Origin of the sequence: Methanobrevibacter sp. (assembly GCF_045114555.1) — an archaeon.
In the GTDB taxonomy this organism is placed as follows: domain Archaea; phylum Methanobacteriota; class Methanobacteria; order Methanobacteriales; family Methanobacteriaceae; genus Methanobrevibacter.
Genome location: NZ_JBGUKT010000028.1, coordinates 1 through 18,393, shown reverse-complemented (window position 1 = coordinate 18,393; position 18,393 = coordinate 1). Strand labels below are relative to the sequence as shown.

General features: G+C 32.0%; 19 protein-coding genes. 16 read left to right on the top strand and 3 right to left on the bottom strand.

Annotation, left to right across the window (positions count from 1 at the left end):
* The 11 genes from ACJMLB_RS06810 to ACJMLB_RS06760 form a co-directional block, all read left to right on the top strand.
* Positions 1-610, top strand: a 610-nt coding sequence (locus ACJMLB_RS06810; protein ID WP_405324750.1) for a transporter substrate-binding domain-containing protein, incomplete at its 5' end; no start/stop codon positions are given.
* Between the two features lie 178 nt (positions 611-788).
* On the top strand, positions 789-1,442 hold the full coding sequence (locus ACJMLB_RS06805; protein ID WP_405324748.1) for an amino acid ABC transporter permease: 654 nt from the start codon (positions 789-791) through the stop codon (positions 1,440-1,442).
* An 11-nt stretch (positions 1,443-1,453) separates the two neighbouring features.
* Positions 1,454-2,137, top strand: a complete 684-nt coding sequence (locus tag ACJMLB_RS06800; RefSeq protein ID WP_405324746.1) for an amino acid ABC transporter ATP-binding protein — start codon at positions 1,454-1,456, stop codon at positions 2,135-2,137.
* Positions 2,138-2,482: 345 nt separating this feature from the next.
* Positions 2,483-4,036 carry a methanogenesis marker 3 protein gene (locus ACJMLB_RS06795; RefSeq protein WP_405324744.1) on the top strand — a complete coding sequence of 518 codons (1,554 nt, stop codon included), beginning with the start codon at positions 2,483-2,485 and terminating at the stop codon, positions 4,034-4,036.
* Between the two features lie 11 nt (positions 4,037-4,047).
* A complete protein-coding gene (locus tag ACJMLB_RS06790) occupies positions 4,048-4,530 on the top strand; it encodes a methanogenesis marker 6 protein (protein ID WP_405324743.1) in 483 nt (160 codons plus the stop codon).
* A gap of 63 nt (positions 4,531-4,593) precedes the next feature.
* Complete coding sequence (locus tag ACJMLB_RS06785) at positions 4,594-5,100, top strand: methanogenesis marker 5 protein (protein WP_405324741.1); 507 nt, start codon at positions 4,594-4,596, stop codon at positions 5,098-5,100.
* Between the two features lies 1 nt (position 5,101).
* Entirely contained in the window at positions 5,102-6,337 is a 1,236-nt protein-coding gene (locus ACJMLB_RS06780) for a methanogenesis marker 15 protein (RefSeq protein WP_405324752.1), read from the top strand.
* Positions 6,338-6,387: 50 nt separating this feature from the next.
* Positions 6,388-6,954, top strand: a complete 567-nt coding sequence (locus ACJMLB_RS06775) for a methanogenesis marker 17 protein (RefSeq protein WP_405324739.1) — start codon at positions 6,388-6,390, stop codon at positions 6,952-6,954.
* A gap of 368 nt (positions 6,955-7,322) precedes the next feature.
* A complete protein-coding gene (locus tag ACJMLB_RS06770; protein WP_405324737.1) occupies positions 7,323-8,213 on the top strand; it encodes a radical SAM protein in 891 nt (296 codons plus the stop codon).
* Positions 8,214-8,432: 219 nt separating this feature from the next.
* Positions 8,433-9,392, top strand: a complete 960-nt coding sequence (gene mtnA / locus ACJMLB_RS06765) for an S-methyl-5-thioribose-1-phosphate isomerase (protein WP_405324735.1) — start codon at positions 8,433-8,435, stop codon at positions 9,390-9,392.
* A 22-nt stretch (positions 9,393-9,414) separates the two neighbouring features.
* The gene (locus tag ACJMLB_RS06760) at positions 9,415-9,744 is read left to right on the top strand and encodes a cupin domain-containing protein (RefSeq protein WP_405324733.1); all 330 of its coding nucleotides are present in this window, start codon (positions 9,415-9,417) and stop codon (positions 9,742-9,744) included.
* 11 nt (positions 9,745-9,755) lie between these two features.
* On the opposite strand, the gene ACJMLB_RS06755 is transcribed toward ACJMLB_RS06760, so the two are convergent.
* On the bottom strand, positions 9,756-10,889 hold the full coding sequence (locus ACJMLB_RS06755) for a class I SAM-dependent methyltransferase (protein WP_405324731.1): 1,134 nt from the start codon (positions 10,887-10,889) through the stop codon (positions 9,756-9,758).
* A 317-nt stretch (positions 10,890-11,206) separates the two neighbouring features.
* Here ACJMLB_RS06755 and ACJMLB_RS06750 point away from each other — a divergent pair, with 317 nt between their 5' ends.
* The 4 genes from ACJMLB_RS06750 to dph5 all read left to right on the top strand — a co-directional run bounded on the left by ACJMLB_RS06750 (position 11,207) and on the right by dph5 (position 14,561).
* Positions 11,207-11,554 carry a hypothetical protein gene (locus tag ACJMLB_RS06750; RefSeq protein ID WP_295605611.1) on the top strand — a complete coding sequence of 116 codons (348 nt, stop codon included), beginning with the start codon at positions 11,207-11,209 and terminating at the stop codon, positions 11,552-11,554.
* Between the two features lie 82 nt (positions 11,555-11,636).
* Positions 11,637-12,791 carry an aldo/keto reductase gene (locus ACJMLB_RS06745; protein ID WP_405324729.1) on the top strand — a complete coding sequence of 385 codons (1,155 nt, stop codon included), beginning with the start codon at positions 11,637-11,639 and terminating at the stop codon, positions 12,789-12,791.
* Positions 12,792-12,891: 100 nt separating this feature from the next.
* Entirely contained in the window at positions 12,892-13,428 is a 537-nt protein-coding gene (locus tag ACJMLB_RS06740) for a flavodoxin family protein (RefSeq protein WP_405324727.1), read from the top strand.
* A gap of 335 nt (positions 13,429-13,763) precedes the next feature.
* Entirely contained in the window at positions 13,764-14,561 is a 798-nt protein-coding gene (gene dph5, locus ACJMLB_RS06735) for a diphthine synthase (protein ID WP_405324725.1), read from the top strand.
* Positions 14,562-15,424: 863 nt separating this feature from the next.
* Here dph5 and ACJMLB_RS06730 read toward each other — a convergent pair.
* Complete coding sequence (locus ACJMLB_RS06730; RefSeq protein ID WP_405324723.1) at positions 15,425-15,658, bottom strand: hypothetical protein; 234 nt, start codon at positions 15,656-15,658, stop codon at positions 15,425-15,427.
* Between the two features lie 300 nt (positions 15,659-15,958).
* On the opposite strand from ACJMLB_RS06730, the gene ACJMLB_RS06725 reads away from it, so the two are divergent.
* The gene (locus ACJMLB_RS06725) at positions 15,959-16,600 is read left to right on the top strand and encodes a queuosine precursor transporter (RefSeq protein ID WP_405324721.1); all 642 of its coding nucleotides are present in this window, start codon (positions 15,959-15,961) and stop codon (positions 16,598-16,600) included.
* A gap of 231 nt (positions 16,601-16,831) precedes the next feature.
* Here the strand turns inward: ACJMLB_RS06725 and ACJMLB_RS06720 are convergent, their stop codons facing one another.
* Positions 16,832-17,383: a helix-turn-helix domain-containing protein gene (locus ACJMLB_RS06720; protein WP_405324719.1), complete on the bottom strand. Its 552-nt coding sequence runs from the start codon at positions 17,381-17,383 to the stop codon at positions 16,832-16,834.
* Between the last annotated feature and the right edge of the window lie 1,010 nt (positions 17,384-18,393).

Sequence of the window (18,393 nt, the reverse complement as noted above, 5' to 3'; positions counted from 1 at the left end):
TCAAGAAGTTTGTGACAGAAATAACTGGACTTTAGTAAAACAACCAATAGACTGGGATGCTAAAGACAGTGAATTAGACTCTGGTTCTATCGACTGTATTTGGAACGGATTTACCATCAACGGTAGAGAAAACGACTACACATGGTCTGAACCATACATTGACAACAAACAAGTTATTGTTGTAAAAACTGATTCTGGTATCGACGATTTAGATGACTTAGAAGGTAAAATCGTAGAAACCCAAAAAGATTCCTCTGCATTAGCAGCTCTTGAAGGAGATCAAAAACCTTTAGCAGACACCTTTGATTCCTTAACTCAAATTGCTGACTATAACACTGCATTCATGGACTTAGAATCCGGTGCTTGTGACGCAGTTGCAATCGATATTGGTGTAGCTCAATACCAAATCAGCCAAAAAGGCAGTGACCAATACAAAATATTAGATGAAGAAATCTCTTCTGAACAATATGGTGTAGGTTTCAAAAAAGGTAATGAAGAATTAAGAGACCAAATCCAAGCTACTTTAGACGAAATGTTTGAAGACGGAACCGTTGCAAAAATCGCACAAAAATACGATGAATTTGGTGTTCCAGGTTCTCTTATTCAATAAGTGATATATTCTTAGTTTATGCATAATTCTTTATGTATAAACTTTTTTTATTCTTTATAAAATCCATCAAATTTAATAATTTTAAATAAATTATTTAAAACGCCTATTTCTGTTTAAATTCATTTAAATAATTTATTTAAGTTTATTAGTGATTTATATTTATTTTGGAGAATTCTAAATGTTATTAAGTAAAATTATTGAAGAATTGATGTGGGGTATGTGTACTTCCATTGAAATATTCTTGCTTACTTTGCTCTTTTCCATTCCATTAGGTCTTGTAGTGGCTGCTGGAAGAATGAGCAGTTTTAAGCCATTGCAATGGTTTATGAAAGCTTATATTTCAATTATGAGAGGTACTCCATTGATGCTGCAATTGATTGTGGTGTTCTTTGGACCATACTATATATTCGGCATGACCTTATCAAGGGATTTTAGGATGATTGCAGTTATCATCGCATTCACCATCAACTATGCGGCATACTTTGCAGAAATCTTCCGTGGAGGAATCGAATCCATTCCAAATGGTCAGTATGAAGCTGCACAAGTATTAGGTTATAATAGATTAGAGACATTCTTTATCATTATCTTGCCACAAGTAATCAAGATTGTGCTTCCTTCAATTACAAATGAGGTCATTACTTTGGTAAAAGACACTTCTCTTTCATTTGTGCTTGCAATTCCAGAAATGTTCACAGTTGCAAAACAGATTGCAGCAGCTGAAGCATCCATTTCAGCATTGCTGATTGCAGGTGGTTTCTATTATGTATTCAATGCATTAGTGGCATTTATAATGGAACGCTTTGAAAAGAGATTGGATTATTACGATACATAGGGAGAGATATCATGAGTTTATTGGAAGTTAAAAATCTAAAGAAAAGTTTTGGTGATAATGTAGTTTTAAAGGATATCTCTTTCAATGTTGAAAAGGGAGAAGTGCTATCTATTATCGGTCCTTCTGGGTCTGGTAAATCTACATTGCTTAGATGCATTACCGATTTGGAGACTGAAGACAGTGGAGAGATCAATTTTGATGGAACATTCGGTTTAGTGTTCCAGAACTTCAACTTGTTCCCTCATCATTCTGTAATGAAGAATATTGCAAATGCCCCTATAAGGGTTCAAAAAAGAAACAAGGATGAGGTTTATGCTCATGCAAGAGACTTGCTTAAAAAGATGGGTCTTGAAGATAAGGAAGATGCCTACCCTTCTGAACTCTCTGGTGGACAGCAGCAAAGGGTGTCCATTGCAAGAGCACTTTGTATGGATCCTGACATTCTGTTCTTTGACGAACCTACTTCTGCACTTGACCCTGAGCTTACCGGTGAGATCTTGCAAGTAATAAAGGATTTGGCTGCAGAGCATATGACAATGGTAATCGTTACCCACGAGATGAACTTTGCTCGTAATGTGTCTGATACTATCATTTTCATGGATGGCGGAGTCATTGTAGAGCAAGGATCACCTGAAGAGGTATTCTCATCAGACAACCAAAGAATGAAAGATTTCTTAGGTAAATTCTATGAATAGATAGAATTCACTCCAAGCTTTTTGAGGATTCCCCTCAAAAACCTTGACCAAAAAGTTTCTATTTTTTATTTACTTTTTTCTATTTTTTTTTAAAAATTTTTTATTATTTTTCTCTTTTTTTATTCCATTTTTTAAATAGGATTTTTAATATTTATTGTACTATTTTTATTATTCTAAATTTATTTAAAAACTGTTTTATATTATTAAAAATATACATATATTTAATTTATAAAATAGGGATATTTTTTTAATTTTTTAATTATTGAATTTATCTTATTTTATAATATTGTTAAAATTTTAACATTAGATAATAATTATTATTTTATTGAAAAAAGAGGCAAGCCTATGCTAATTAAGATTAATGGAGAAGATGTGGATATTCCTGAAGGTTCTACCATCAAGGATGCAATTGAAATCTCAAATGCTCCTTACAAGAAAGGAAGTATCGTTTGTCTTATCAAGGGAGAAAGCGAAATACAAAGCAATATCCTTAAATATAAGATCAAAACACCTAAGGGAAGTATTCTCATTGAATTGGAAGTTTCTGAAAAATCACAACCTTTAACTGATTTCTTCAAGGAAAACTATTCTCAGTTTATCTCTAATAATGTTCGTTGGGAAACATCTAATGAAGTGGCTATAGGTCCTGTAAGCTCTAATTTTGAACCTTCACATGACGAATTTGCATATTTCGACAATGAGGTCCTGATTAGCTTATCTGGATTTTCAAATGATGCCACTCATATAATCTTTGTCAAGGATGACCACAAGAACGTTTACGGTGTTCCAAAATATAGTGACCGTGGAGTCTTTGCAAGGGTTATAGGTGGAAGAAAAACTTTGTTCTCCCTTACTGATGATGATGAAATCCTAGCTATTGAACCTGTAATTGAGCGCAGTACAGTTAGAGAGAGCACTGGCGGTTCAAACTTGGATGAAGTCTTGGAGGAAGGAAATCAATTGTTCACCTATGTTCTTTTTGAACCTAACTTCAATTCCCCTAAATCTGTTGAACACTTGTTTTCACTCATTAGGAATGACAAGATAGAAGTCAGCTTCGAATCCAACTCATTTGTAGGGTTCTATGAATTGACTGGTTTAACTAAGGAGAAGGAAGAGATAACTGAACGTAAAAGAGGAACAGTTACCTTGAGAAATGATGGATTCGGTAAAGGTAGAGTTTACATTTATAGAGAAGACCGGGTTAGAGCTGAAACCCACACCAATTTGGCTACTGTCAAGCAGGGTATGGAATTGTTTGACATAGCAAAAGAGGGGGATTTCATCACTGTAAGAAGCAGCCCTGACAGAATCATGCTTATGATGATGACTCAAAAAGAGGCGGAAGAAAAACTCGCATCTTTAGGCATCACTCATGTAAGAACTGGCAATGAGGATGATGATGCAATTGTCGTGACCCAAGAGCCTGAAAGCACTGTTGGCATCATAGAAGCTGGTGAAGTGACTACCTTCGGTCTTGCAAGTGATGAGCTCTTGAAAGTCAAGTTAACCGATAAGGCTCCAAGAACCAGATGGTATCTTGAGAAAATCACTGGTCTTGCAGAAAAGCCAGTTGGAACATTGAAGGTTTACTTTGCAGTGCCTGACATGAACATGTTCATGTTCAATGGTGATAACGATGAATCCAAGGGACTTATTCCTGAAAACAATCCAACTGACCTTATGAAAGCTGGAGAGATAGGTGTAACAAACATGTCCAAGAAGAATGTGGGACTTGTCGGTATAAGAACCATTGACACCACCGATTTCGGACCTACCGGTGAGCCTTTCTCAGCTACAAACGTTGTCGGTGAAGTTGTTGGAAACATTGAAGGCTTGAACAAGCTTAAAGATGGAAGCACTCTTTATATTCATGAAGTATACGAGGATGAGGAATAGGAGGAATGATTATGCCTGCAAATTTATGTATAACTCCAGATTTAGGTAAAGAGGATATGGATCCAGAAGTTTCAACAAGGATGATCATTTTAAGTTCAAAGGCAAATGTAAGTGAAAGTGAGGTAGTGAACTTCCTCCATATGTTGAATTTGCCTATTACAATCAAATGGACTTGTTATGGGGCTATGATTAGTGGAAAAGATGAATATGTGAGAGAAGCTATTCGTGAACTCCGTAAATTAGACCCTTATGGAATTTTTACAAAGGAAAGAGGTTTTGCTCCAGGTGACCCAAGAAGATGCAGAGGTCACAGATACGGACCAAGAGAAGGTTTCCACCAAATGGAAAAGGAATTCAGAATTCTTGATTATGTTGGAGAAGCTTTAAAGAATCCTAAGGAAGTTGTAATTGAGAAAAAGGAACCTGTTTCTGTTGATTACTTCAAAGAGATTTTACAAGAAGAAGAAAATAAAAAAGAGGATGATAAACAATAAGAAAACTTTTTAAATGGGATTGTTTGCAAAAAGTTTTCTTGATTATATTAAGAGGATGATATTATGGTAAAAGTAGCTATTTATCCACCAAATTCATTGGTTCTAGCTGACTTGATTGAGAGAAAAGGCCACACTCCTTTAGCTCTTCAAAAACAAATAAGACAAAAGATTAAAGATCCGGAGATTGATTCTCCTCCAATGAACATTACAGAAGAAGATCCGATTAACGGATTAAAGTATGCAGCTATTGAAGTGCCTTCAGGAGTTCGTGGAAGAATGTCCATTATTGGACCTCTTATAGATGCAGCAGAAGCAGCAATCATTGTTGATGGGGCTCCATTTGGTTTTGGTTGTGTAGGATGTGCAAGAACAAATGAATTATCAATTTTCTGTTTACGTAAAAAAGACATACCTGTCTTGGAAGTGGTTTACCCTGATGATGAAGATGGAACAAGACTTATGGTAAATCAAATCATGGATTTCCTTGATTCCTTGCCTGGCGGCGGAGGAGACCTTGAAGGAGACAGTGATGTTTTAGGTGAACCAATTGCAAATAAAGGAGGAAAATAATATGGTACAGATTGCATTGGTTTCCTGTGGTACCGAATATAGTGGTATCCAAAAGGAAATTGAAAAGGCAGCTTTAAAATTTGGAGCAGAAATTATTCTTCCTGAAATTGATTTGGATTACATTAATGAAGCTTATGAGAAATTCGGTTTCTCTGCTCAAAGTTCAAGCTTAAAGCTTATGATTGCAAGGGCAATGTCCATTGTAGAAGGTAAATGCAAACCTGATGCAGTATTCATTGCTACCTGTTTCAGATGTGCAGAAGGTGCATTGGTCAGAAACGAAGTAAGACGTTTCATTCAAAACAATACACGTATTCCAGTAGTAACTTATTCATTTACTGAAAGGACAAAAGCGGATGAGCTATTTATCCGTATGGAAGCATTGGCTACCACTGTTACACGTAGAAGCATTCTTGCTCGTGAAAAGCAAGAAGGACTTACCCTTGGTCTTGACTCTGGTTCAACAACTACAAAGGCAGTTCTTATGGAAAACAACAAGGTTATTGGAACCGGTTGGACTTCCACAAAAGACATCATTGCATCTGCTCAAACTGCAGCTGCAGAGGCATTTGAAGGAACTGGCTACAAATGGGATGATGTTGAGGGTATAGGAACTACCGGTTACGGTAGATTCACCATGGGTCAGGAATTTGGAGCTGAACTTATCCAAGAGGAATTGTCTGTAAACGCAAAAGGTGCAGTATACTTGGCTGATTGCCAAAAAGGTGAAGCTACAGTACTCGATATTGGTGGTATGGACAACAAGGTAATTACCGTAAACAATGGTATTCCAGATAACTTCACCATGGGGGGTATCTGTGCAGGTGCATCAGGCAGATTCTTGGACATGACTTCAAGAAGATTGGATGTAGACATTACAGAACTTGGACCTCTTGCTGTGCAAGGTGATTGGAGAAAGGCTATGCTAAACTCTTACTGTATTGTATTTGGTATTCAAGACTTGGTTACCACTCTTGCTGCTGGAGGATCTAAAGCGGATGTAGCTGCTGCTGCATGTCACTCTGTATCTGAACAGGTTTATGAACAGCAATTGCAGGAAATTGACATTCGTGAACCTTTAATCCAAGTAGGGGGAACCAGTTTAATTTCCGGACTTGTTGAAGCGGTAAGTGAAACTTTAGGTGGAATTGAAGTTATCGTACCTGAATACTCACAGCATATTGGTGCAGTAGGTGCAGCATTGCTTGTATCTGGTATGGGAAATAGGCATGAATAGATTTAAGCTTAAATCAAGCTTTTTTCTATTACTTTTAAAGAAGTGATTATATGTATATTGAATCAAATGACCCTGAAGGAGCAAAAGTCTATGATATGATTATCAGACAAATCTTGCAGGATTTGGTCTTGCCACCTTCCATTGATGACATGAGAGCTTATGTCAATCCTGATGAGGTATGCTTCATCATAGCGATAAAGATGAGAAAGACTTCCAAGCACATTACCTTAAAGGAAGTCGCTAAAGTAAATTATGAAGCTGATGATGACACCACTGTTGTTTTGATAGATGATGAAAACTATCTTCCAAACATCTTAAGAACCCTTTGGAAGACAAATGGTAGGGAAAACGTTCATCAGCCAAGCAGATATGTCATTCACATGAAAGGAGAGCACGAAGTGTCTGATTTGGTAGTGGATGACCCTCATGAAAACCTTAAGAGAAGAATCTATGATGCAATATTCAGAATAGTTCCTGAAGGATTCAAGATAATGAAGGACATTTCCCGTGATGATATAGTTTCCGTTATAGCTACTGATGAGCTCATTAAGGATGAATGGGTTGAAAAGGCTGAAGGATATATTGTTGAATTGAACACTCCTAAGACATGGGATTAAATTTAATTCATATGATTGATTAAATCTTTTTAGATTTAATCCCTTTATTTTTTTAAATCATTAAATTTTCATTTTCATAGGGTTGTTTTAATTTTTTGTCCAATTTTTCATTGATTTTTTAAAACGGTTCGTAATTTTCAATAGTTTGTTCGTATATGTTAGAAACAAATAGGAAGCTTTAAATACTATATTGTTAATAACAATAGTTATAAGTTTAAGCGCAAATGAAAATTTAACGAATAAATTTTGTAAATTGTAGTGGGATTAAATTAAAATTGGAGAAAAAATTAAGTTAATTAAATGACTATTAATTTAATGACTATGTCAATTAAAATGATTATTATTAAATATTGTGTTGAGGTAATACTATGACTAAAAAAGATTTAACTTGTGGAGGAAGTCATAAAGGTGCAAAATTTGCACACATTACAAAAGTGCATCCATGCTATAATGAAAAATTGCATGATAAGGTTGGAAGAGTTCATGTACCAATCGCTCCTAAATGTAATATTGGATGTAATTTCTGTATAAGATCAATTAATACTGAAGAGGACAGGCCAGGTGTTGCAGGTTCCATTATGGATGCAGATGCTGCAGTGGAACATGTATTGAATGTAACTAAAGACAGTGCAATCACTGTTGTTGGTGTTGCAGGTCCTGGTGATTCATTAGCTAACGAGGCTACCTTTGAATTCTTTGAAAAAATCAATGAGGCAAAGCCAGATTTGATTAAATGTATGAGTACAAATGGTCTTTTGCTTCCAAAGTATGCTGAAAGAATTGCAGAACTTGGTGTAAATACCGTAACTGTAACTGTAAATGCTGTTGATCCTGAAATCCTAAAGGAAATCAATGGTTTCATTGTCTATGAAGGTAAAGCATACAAAGGACTTGAAGCAGCTGAGATTCTCTCCAGAAACCAATTGGAAGGAATTAAAAAGATCACTGATCTTGGTGTAGTCGTTAAGGTCAACATTGTTCTCATTCCAGGATTGAATGATGAGCATATTGTTGAAATCGCTAAAACCGTAAAAGAATGTGGTGCAGACTTAGTGAATGTCTTGCCACTCATTCCATTAAACAAGATGGCAGATTATCCAAGACCTGGTTGTGGCGAGATTGAAAAGGCACGTAGTGATGTGGAGGAGTATCTTCCAGTATTCAGAGCATGTACTCAATGCAGAGCAGATGCTTATGGAATTCCTGGTAAGAAACACGAAGACCATCACTTAGGAAATGCTCCTCAGTCTCATTTCTAAGTGATTATATTTATTTTAATGGGGTTATATATTCCCTATTTCTTTTTTTACTAATTTTATTTTTTTTTACTTATTTTTTAAGTTTTTTAACTATTTCTCCTATGAAATTTTTTATAATAATCTATTTATTTTAAAAAGACCAATATCTTATTGTATTTAAACAATTTTTATTTCATTAATCGATTATTTTTATTATTAATTATTTTTCATGTGATTATTATGAGAACTTTAGAATGGGAAGACAACAAATTAAAGCTTATAGATCAAACCAAATTACCTGATGAATTGACTTATGTCTATTGCTGCACTTATCAGGAAGTTATAGATGCAATCAAGACCATGGTTGTTCGTGGAGCTCCTGCAATAGGTGTTTCAGCTGCTTTCGGTATGGCTCTTGCTCAGATTGCAGGTGAAGACATGGAAAAGGTTGCTGTAGAGATGAAAAATGCAAGACCTACTGCAGTCAATCTTATGTGGGCAGTTGACAGGGTCATGAAGGCTGACAATATGCTTAATGAAGCAATGGCAATGGCTGGAGAAGACATAAACACTAACTTAGCTATTGGTGAATATGGGGCTGAGCTTATTGATGATGGAGATACAGTCTTAACCCATTGCAATGCAGGAGCACTTGCATGTGTAGACTATGGTACTGCATTAGGTGTTTTCCGTTCTGCATTCAATCAAGGAAAGGCTATTCAAGTCATCTGTGATGAAACCCGTCCAAGAGGACAAGGTGCAAGCTTAAGCGTTTGGGAAATGCAACAGGAAGGAATTCCTGTAAAACTTATTCCAGATGTGGCAAGCGGATATCTCATGTCAATAGGAAAGATTGATAAGGTTGTAATCGGTGCAGACAGAGTGGCTTATGACGGTATTGCAAACAAGATTGGTTCATTTATGGTCGCTCTTGCAGCTAAAAGATTTGACATTCCATTTTATATAGCCGCTCCTTTCAGTACCTTTGATAAGGAGATTTCCATTTTTGATACAGTTATTGAAGAAAGAGATCCAAATGAAGTGATTTACTATGGTGGTGCCAGAATCTGCCCAGAAGGAACTGAAGTAATCAACCCTGCTTTTGATATAGTTCCTAAAGACTTAATCACTGGAATCATTACAGAAAAAGGAGTAATTGATTTAAACAATTTAGAAAAGGATTTTAAAGATCTTTTCTAATATTCTTTAAATTGGTGATGAAATGTTAATTGATTTTAATGAACTTTCAGAAATCACAATTCCAAATATGAATGGTGGGGAAGGGAAGGTAATTGCAAAAATGGATGTGAATGATTGTGGAAGATTTATTAAAACTGTCATTCCACCTAAATCATCAATTGGGCATCATCTTCAGGAAACAAATGATGATATAAATTTCATTGTTTCTGGTGAAGGGATTGCAATATGTGATGATTTTGAAGAGATTTTAAAAGCTGGAACTTGTCATGTTTGTCCAAAGGGATCCACTCACTCCATAATAAATGTTGGTGATGAGGATTTGGTGTTTTATACTGTAGTTCCTCAAAAATAATATTTTTTTATTTAAATAATTTTTTTAATTATTTTTTTTAATCTTTTTTTATTTTTTTCTGTTACTTTACAATCAATAGCTACATGCCACATTCCAGGGCTTGAAGATTTAACTTTACGTGTATTAAGTATCTCAACTTTCTTGTTTTGTTTCTCACAAGCTATTTGCGCTCTTTCTATTCCTTGTGAAAATCCATCTGAAAATTCGTAGTAGTGAATGACTCCTCCATCCTTACAAAGTGATACTGCTAAATCAAGGAATTCCGGTGCCAATCCTGGAAGATTCATGATAAGTCTATCGAATTTTTTGCCTTTCAGTTCATTTAATGCAACTTCATTTGTATCACCGCAAATTGCAGTGATGTGAGCAGCGGGGGCTAACTTATTTAGCTTGATATTCTCATTTAAGTATTTGATTGCATATTCATTAATATCTACAGCGGTTATATTCACATTCTTTTCATGAGCTATTACAATTGGAAACGGACCAATTCCTGCAAACATATCCAGTATCTCCTCTCCATCGTGTGTTGCTTCCTGAACTCTTTTCCTTTCAGTTGCAAGTCTTGGTGAGAAGTAAACGTTTTTGACATCCAATTTCAATCTTGTGCCATGTTCCTTATGGATTGTGATAGGATTGTCCTCTCCAGCGATAAGTTCAAGTTCCCTAACTCTTGTAACACCTTTAACTGCACTTTTTTTCATATACACAGTTTTTCGTTTGGTGAACTGAAGAGTGGCTTGACCTATTTCCTTTTTATGGGCTTCAAGATCTTCAGGAATCTCTACAATGACAACATCTCCAATGATGTCAAAGGATTTCTTAAGCTCTTCAATTTCCTCTTCACTTAATTTGTCTTTAAGAAGTTCTGTTATGCTTCTTGGAAATCTCTTTACAGTTTCTAGGTCATCATCTTGGCTTAAATCCATAATTTCGATTGTATAATTCTCATTTTGCTTAATGATTTCTTCCTTGCATTCTTCCATTACTTTAGTGAGTGTTTCATCATCTGTTCCTTCTTTAATTGGAATATGTCCGAAACCATTTTCGACTTTTATCTTATAGTCAAAGTCAATAATCTTATGATTTAGCACAATTTGCCTTGTTGCCTCTATATTTTGCACTGGAATTTTTAGTGTTAACATAGTATCTTTTATTAAATTAGTTTTATCATTGATAATTTTACTATTTGTTGTCTGTAATTTAAGTTTTATCAATCGTTATTTTATTTAAATCGATAGTTTTTTCGTATCGAATTTTCAATATTTTTAATTCTTTTTCTCTTTTGAATAAATATTTAATTTTTATTGTTTTTAAGATTATCTTATCTTAAAAAATCATTTTTTTAAAAATCATATATATTATTATTTAACATTAATTTTATATATATAAAAATTTAGATTATATATTATATTAACCGTGTTAAGAAGAGATTGATTTCAAATGGATTTGGGTGATAATAATGGGTTGTTTTAATGAGACAACTAGTGTGAAGATAAATAAGCAGAAAAAGGATCTTGCCAAATCAAAGGGATTGAAATTGCAGGATCTTTTGGACCATGCCCTTGATGAAGCTTTAGGATTTAGCTATTACCCTATGAGTGAATTAAGACTTTTGGAAATAGACAATGAAATTGAATCCTTGAAGATTCAAAAGGAAAAGGCAATGAGAGATTGTCAAAAGAAGATCGATATTCTTATCAGTGGCTTGATTGAATTTAAAGAGGAAGAAGCTGCTCAATACGATAGGAAAATCAGACAATTGGAATTGGAAAAGGAATACAATAAACAGATGTTATATAAAGATTAATGATTTTTAAAAGAATTTTGTTATTTAATAAATTTATTAAACTAATTTATAAATTAATTGATTGTGTATTAGGAGATTAAATATGAAGAATATGGGATTTGGAATGATGAGATTGCCACAGCTTGATGAAAACGATTACTCAAGTGTAGATTTTGAACAAGTTAAGAAGATGGCAGACGTTTATATGGAAAATGGTTTCAATTACTTTGACACCGCTTACGCTTATCATGATGGGGTAAGTGAAGTCGCTTTAAGGAAAGCGGTTGTAGAACGTTATCCAAGAGACTCATTTGTAATTGCAGATAAGATGCCAACTTTCTTAATCACTGAAGAGTCACAAGTGGAACCGATATTCAAGGAACAATTGGAACGTTGCGGTGTAGATTACTTTGATTATTATTTGGTTCATAATGTAAGCAGCTTTTCTGAAGCTGGATGGAAATATGTGGACACCTTCGGTTTTTGTAAGAAAATGAAAGATGAAGGGAAAATCAAGAAGTTAGGTCTTTCCACTCATGCAAATGCAGAATTCCTGGACAATATCTTGAAGGAACATCCTGAAATGGAATTTGTCCAATTGCAAATCAATTACCTTGACTGGGAAAATGAGGGTGTGGAATCCAGAAAATGCGTTGAAGTTGCGCATAAGTATGGTTTGCCAATAATTGTTATGGAACCATTGAAAGGGGGATTCTTGGTTGACATTCCTGAAGAGGCAGAAAAAATTATGAAAGCTTACAATCCTGATGAACCTCCAATTTCATGGGCATTACGTTATGTTGCAGGAATCGATGGAGTGTTTATGGTATTGTCTGGTGCAAGCAGCTTGGAGCAAATGGAAGAAAACATTGGTTTCATTGATGACTACAAGCCACTTAATGATGAAGAGCATAAAATCATTGAAGAGGTTACAGAGATTATCAATAGTAATATTGCAATTCCTTGCACAAAATGTAATTACTGCATTAGTTCATGTCCTTCAAATATCATGATTCCAAAATTGTTTGACTTGTATAACAATGAGAAGATTCAAGGTTTAAAGGTTGGTGAATTCACTGCGGTGGGAAATGCTTATAGGAACTATTCCTGTTTAGATGGTGTAGGTATTGCTTCTGACTGCACTGGCTGTGAAGCATGCATGAAGGAATGTCCTCAACAGCTTGACATTGCAAGCTTAATGCCAGAAGTTGCTAAAACCTTTGAAACAGAGGTTTATGGATTCACTAAAGATGATTAATTAAATTTTTAAATTTTTCATCTTCCTTTTTTATTTTTGCATTTTCAATTTTCATTCTATTATTATTTAATATAATATTTTTTCAATATGGGGTTTTATTATGGATATTTTAATGATTACAGGAAGTCCACATAAGGATGGCACTTCAAATGTTTTAGCATGTGAATTTATTAGAGGAGCAGAAGAAGCAGGACATGATGTCTATAGGTTTGACGCTGCTTTTGAAGATGTATCTCCATGCAGAGGATGTGATTCCTGCAGAGTTCATGGTGGAAAATGTGTTTATTCTGATTCAATGGATAAGATTTATGAAAAAATCATTTCTTCAGACATGATTGTTTTTGTTAGCCCATTATATTATTTCGGTCTTTCAGCTCAAATAAAAACTGTTATAGATAGATTCTATTCAATTAATTATGAAATAATGGGTTCTGGCAAGAAGTCTGCATTGCTTGCAACTGCAGCTGATGGAAATGATTGGACAATGTCTGCACTTGAATTGAATTATGATAATATAGTTCGTTATTTAGGCTTTGAAGATTGCGGTAAAATCTTGGCTACTTTCTGTTACTTAAAGCCAGATATCATTAATTCAAACTATCCTAATATGGCTTATGAATTAGGTAAATCCCTTTAACATTATTATTTTTTTAGATAGGAAAATAGTTCTATGGCATACGAATTTTCGCGAAACTTTAAATATAAGTTATTATAAAATATTATTAGCTGTTTATAAAACAGCTACGCTTTTTTTTTAAAATAAAGTGGTGATGTATGGTGTAAAAAGGGTTGCTTTTTAACGTGAAGAGCAGGTTTATGGTGGGCCTGTGTTATTAAGCGCCCTTTTTTTTATTAATCTATTTTTACTTTTTATTGAATTATAACTCTTTATTTTGTTATTGATTGTACATTTAGATTGATTATATTAGGATATTAATTAAAATATTATATTAAGATGCTTTAAGTGATTTTATGTTTTATTTGGTTGGTTTAGGATTATTCGATGAAAAGGACATATCTTTAAAAGGTGTGGAAGCATTAAAAAAAGTGGATAAGGTTTATGCTGAATTTTTCACTTCACGCTTATTCGGCTCTAATTTTGAAAAGATTGAATCAATTATTGGAAAGGAGATCATTGTTCTTGACAGAACTCAAGTGGAAGAAGAGTCAATCTTTTTAAAGGAAGCAAAAGATATGGATGTTGCTTTGATTACCGGTGGGGACCCTTTAATTGCCACAACACACTCTGATTTTCTAGTTGAATGTGCTAGAAAGGATATTGATTTTGAAGTAATTCACGGATCAAGCATTCTATCTTCTGCACCAGCTATTTCCGGCCTTCAAGCATATAAGTTTGGTAAGGTCACTACCATTCCATTTCCTGATTTAGAGTATAACTACTTCCCTAAATCCCCTTATATCGCTATTGAAGAGAACTTGAAGATGGATATGCATACTTTGGTTCTATTGGATATTCAAGCTCATAAGGAAAAGTACATGACAGTAAATGAAGGCTTAGAGAATTTGATGACAATCAAGGATAATCTTGATTATGAAGGGCTCGTTAATGAGGACACTTTAGCTATTGGAATTGCAAGAGTCGGATCTAAGGATAATCTTGTAAAGGCAGGATATATTAAGGACTTGATTGATTTTGATTTTGGTGGACCTCTTCATTGCATAGTTATTCCTTCTAAATTGCATATTGTTGAAGCGGAATACTTGGTGGAAGTTGCTGGAGCTCCAAAAGAAATTCTTGATGATATCTAATTCATGATATTTTGCTTAAATTTAATTTTTTTTAAAAATAGAAAATACGGTTTTAAAAAGTTAGTAAAGATTTCAAAAATAGTATTAGATTGCTAAAAAACTTCTAAAAATAGTAAAATCAGAAAAAAATTGGAAAGAACATAGTAGTTTTTTGTTAGCTTCTAATCTTTTAAAAAATTTTTAAAATTTATTTTTACAATATAAATCATAAAAATTCCGTTTTACTATGTTCTTTAATGAAAATTACTATAAAAAAATTTATAATATTTTTCATTTTCCCAATGGATGTTAATCCTATACTTATTTTTATTTTTTTAATTTATAAATATTTTCATATTTTAGAACTATTTTTAACATTACTAATAATTAAAAAATATATAACTTATTATGAAAATACTATATTTTTGTTTAAGATATTAAAAAAATAATAGTTAGATGTATCATAAAAAATTTTTTTTAATTTAGTTATGTTTAAAAAAGAAATTTAAAATAAGAGGATATTTTTTATCATCTTTTTAAAAAATTAATAAGTACTTTCATTATAGTATTTAGGTAATTTGTATAAGATAATTGCACTTAAGCAAATATCAAGTTTTAAGGTAATTTATATAGGACTTTTTAATTAAAGACAATAGTCAAATATCCTCTTATATTAATATTATTGATTAATAAATTATTTTTATTGGAGATTATAAATTTATTAATATGATATGTAATTATATACACATCGTATAATATTATGTTATATGAACTTATAAATCTTTCGTTTTAATTTTCAAGGATATAAAAATTAGAATTGTTTAAGATATGAAACATTATTTATTTCATTAAGAAATTTTTTAAAAATTAGTTTATTTCATTTCTTATTTTCTATTTCTATTTGCATTCAATTCATATCTTTTTGGGCTTCCAACATCTTCATGAGCCTGATTGATGATGTAGAGGAAAACTCTCTTGTTAAGGTTGTATTTTTTACTGAATTTTTTATAGAGAGCGTATTTGCTTCTTCTGTTTCCAAAATAGTCTATTTTTTCCAAGTATTCCTTTTTGATTTCCTCAATTGGACTTAGATTTTCTTGATTGTTTTTGGAGCTCATGATTCAATTCCCCATTGAAAATTAGATTTTTAAAATTAGATAATTATAATATGAATCTATTGATTCTATTAATTAATATGTTTATAAATTATATAAAATTTTCTTACATTCATAATAATTTTGCAGATTAAATGAAAAACTGTATAAGTAATACTAAATATTTATATTTGAGTAAGTTAATATTTAATATGTTGTATGAAATATCTTATTTTTTAAAAATCTTCTTTTTAAATTAATATTTCATTGACTTAAAATATTTTAATCTATTATTTTAACTTTATTAGATTAAGGATTGATTAAATGGATTTAAATTTTGACTTTACAGAAAAAAGAGTAATACTCACAGTATTCTTCTGTATGGCTTTTACCATTGCAAACTTAATTACAGTTAAGATTATTAATATTAATTTCTTAGGTATGGAAACTCCTGCTGGAGTATTGATCTATCCTTTAGTATACATTTTAACTAATGTAATTGCTGATGTATATGGTGAAAGAACTGCACAAAGAACCCTTATATTAGGTATTGCTGCTGATGTATTATTCGTATTTATGACTACATTAATATTATTCTTGCCATCCCCAGATTTCTTTACTGGTGATGCAGCATTATCCTTTGTATTTACCCAAACTCCAAGAATCCTTATAGCTTCTTACATCAGTTACTTAATCGGTAACTTGGTAAATGCAAGATTAACTACAATTGTAAACAAAGGCACTGATTATTCATCTATTAAAAACTATGCTGTTATCGGTTTCAGTCAATTGGTGGATAACTTTGTCTTCATTGGTTTGGCGTTTGTAGGTATGTACTCTGTTGTAGACATTTTAATAATGATCTTCACCCATTGGTTACTCAGTTTGATTTGGTCAGCTATTGCTCAACCATTCACTACCATGACTGTAAGATGGGCTGAAAAAGGAAAACCTGCTGAAGCTTAATTAATTTAAAATTAGTTATCAGAGGAATATTAATTAGTTATATCAAATTAAAATTAAATTAAAACATTTTAAAAAAAATGTGAATTCAAATTTGATTTCACATTTTAATATTTTCTTTTTTTATTGGAATTATATGAATTTATCATTATCTATTTTTGTTATGAGAATATTTTTTTATTAGCAATTTTTTTATTAGAATATTTTTTCTAAGGTGTCCTTTTTTGATTTTTTTTAAATAATTACCATCTTTCCTGCATTTGTAAGGTAATATTTTTCGTACTGTTTTGTTTGTCCAACCAAACCGTCTTCCATTAAGCTATTGATATGTTTGTAGACCATAGCTCTTGAAATTCCCACATTCTTTCCAATAAGTATAGCGGTTTGTTCGGATTCTTCAAGGGTTTTTAGAATTTTCATTTTTGTTTTGGATAGGTTTATGCTTAATTTAGGCATTTGTATAGCTTGGTCATTGAAGCAATAGTAAATGTGGTCTGCACCTTCCTTATTTGCTACGAAGTTTAAGATGGATCCTATGAAATTTCCATCTGTTGCAACGAATATCTCATTTCCTTCTTCTTTTGAGCTTCTGATTATGTATGTCAATTGTTTGGAAGCTTCAATAGCGCTTGTTGTACTGATTTTAATGTTTTCCTTCATCATGTACTGATCAAGCAAGCTTGTTTCGTTATAGTTTGTATATACGGATATCAGTTTTTCGATTCTGTTTTTCATGGCTATGTCTAAAAGTTCTTTTCCCTTTAGGTTTGATATTAGAATTCTCATATAATTCCCTCATTTTTTAAAAATTTTGAATTTATAAGTGTTCAACTTTTAATTGTATATATTGTTATGTTGTTTATGTATTAATTATTTTTATTATTATTTTGTTCAATTTTGACTGGCACTTTGTTTTCCGACTAGTGCCGATTAATTAAAAATTTAAATTACATTTGTCATATGAAAATTATTTCATAAATTTTTTAAACAATGTTTATTTTTATATTTAATTTTTTTATTTTTTCTATTTTTATTCTAAAAAAATTAATTTTGTTCAAATTTTTATAAAATAATGCTTGGATCAAATTTTAAATTTTTCAGAATATTTTTTGGAATTTCATCTTTTTTAATGATTCTTATAATTGGAAAAATTAGCTTTTTTCCTTAATAATTTGCCTATATTTTTTATTATTATTGCTGATTATTATTAAATTTTTTGTTTTTGTCTACCTTTAATATTGACTTGTCAATATATTATTTTCACTAATATTTTTTATTTTAAAGCTTTATTTGAGATATTTTGTACTTCGATTTTTAATTTTTCATAATTGCTTAGTATTTGTCTACCTTTAATATTGAATTGTAAATAAAAATTTTTTAAAAATAGGTACCTTTATATTGAATATTATTCAATTTATTATTAGGCATCAAATCGGAAAAGGTTTTCCACTATCATTGATAGTGCAATCCTGTCTGAAATGTCTAAAGATATTATTTAAATCCTTTAAATAATGTTTTACTAATAATTAATTTACTAATATTTTCTTATCTTTGTTTAGAGATAGCTAAAAATAGTTAAATGTCTTTTGTAGTTAAGTATAGTTAGTTGAAATATAGTTGAATTTTCTTAGCTATTTTTAATCAATAATAATTAATTATTAGTTAATTAATTATTCCAAATTTAAAAATATCTTAAATTCATTTTTTTATTTAAACAAATGGAGATTAAATTATGTCCTATGTTGATGAAGTAATTGACTTAATTGTTAAAGAAAACCCTGATGAACCTGAGTTTC

Excerpts from the sequence above, each read along its gene's own strand:
- ACJMLB_RS06805 (WP_405324748.1), top strand. The coding sequence starts at position 789 with ATGTTATTAAGTAAAATTATTGAAGAATTGATGTGGGGTATGTGTACT.
- ACJMLB_RS06800 (WP_405324746.1), top strand. The coding sequence starts at position 1,454 with ATGAGTTTATTGGAAGTTAAAAATCTAAAGAAAAGTTTTGGTGATAAT.
- ACJMLB_RS06795 (WP_405324744.1), top strand. The coding sequence starts at position 2,483 with ATGCTAATTAAGATTAATGGAGAAGATGTGGATATTCCTGAAGGTTCT.
- ACJMLB_RS06790 (WP_405324743.1), top strand. The coding sequence starts at position 4,048 with ATGCCTGCAAATTTATGTATAACTCCAGATTTAGGTAAAGAGGATATG.
- ACJMLB_RS06785 (WP_405324741.1), top strand. The coding sequence starts at position 4,594 with ATGGTAAAAGTAGCTATTTATCCACCAAATTCATTGGTTCTAGCTGAC.
- ACJMLB_RS06780 (WP_405324752.1), top strand. The coding sequence starts at position 5,102 with ATGGTACAGATTGCATTGGTTTCCTGTGGTACCGAATATAGTGGTATC.
- ACJMLB_RS06775 (WP_405324739.1), top strand. The coding sequence starts at position 6,388 with ATGTATATTGAATCAAATGACCCTGAAGGAGCAAAAGTCTATGATATG.
- ACJMLB_RS06770 (WP_405324737.1), top strand. The coding sequence starts at position 7,323 with ATGACTAAAAAAGATTTAACTTGTGGAGGAAGTCATAAAGGTGCAAAA.
- mtnA (WP_405324735.1), top strand. The coding sequence starts at position 8,433 with ATGAGAACTTTAGAATGGGAAGACAACAAATTAAAGCTTATAGATCAA.
- ACJMLB_RS06760 (WP_405324733.1), top strand. The coding sequence starts at position 9,415 with ATGTTAATTGATTTTAATGAACTTTCAGAAATCACAATTCCAAATATG.
- ACJMLB_RS06755 (WP_405324731.1), bottom strand. The coding sequence starts at position 10,889 with ATGTTAACACTAAAAATTCCAGTGCAAAATATAGAGGCAACAAGGCAA.
- ACJMLB_RS06750 (WP_295605611.1), top strand. The coding sequence starts at position 11,207 with ATGGGTTGTTTTAATGAGACAACTAGTGTGAAGATAAATAAGCAGAAA.
- ACJMLB_RS06745 (WP_405324729.1), top strand. The coding sequence starts at position 11,637 with ATGAAGAATATGGGATTTGGAATGATGAGATTGCCACAGCTTGATGAA.
- ACJMLB_RS06740 (WP_405324727.1), top strand. The coding sequence starts at position 12,892 with ATGGATATTTTAATGATTACAGGAAGTCCACATAAGGATGGCACTTCA.
- dph5 (WP_405324725.1), top strand. The coding sequence starts at position 13,764 with ATGTTTTATTTGGTTGGTTTAGGATTATTCGATGAAAAGGACATATCT.
- ACJMLB_RS06730 (WP_405324723.1), bottom strand. The coding sequence starts at position 15,658 with ATGAGCTCCAAAAACAATCAAGAAAATCTAAGTCCAATTGAGGAAATC.
- ACJMLB_RS06725 (WP_405324721.1), top strand. The coding sequence starts at position 15,959 with ATGGATTTAAATTTTGACTTTACAGAAAAAAGAGTAATACTCACAGTA.
- ACJMLB_RS06720 (WP_405324719.1), bottom strand. The coding sequence starts at position 17,383 with ATGAGAATTCTAATATCAAACCTAAAGGGAAAAGAACTTTTAGACATA.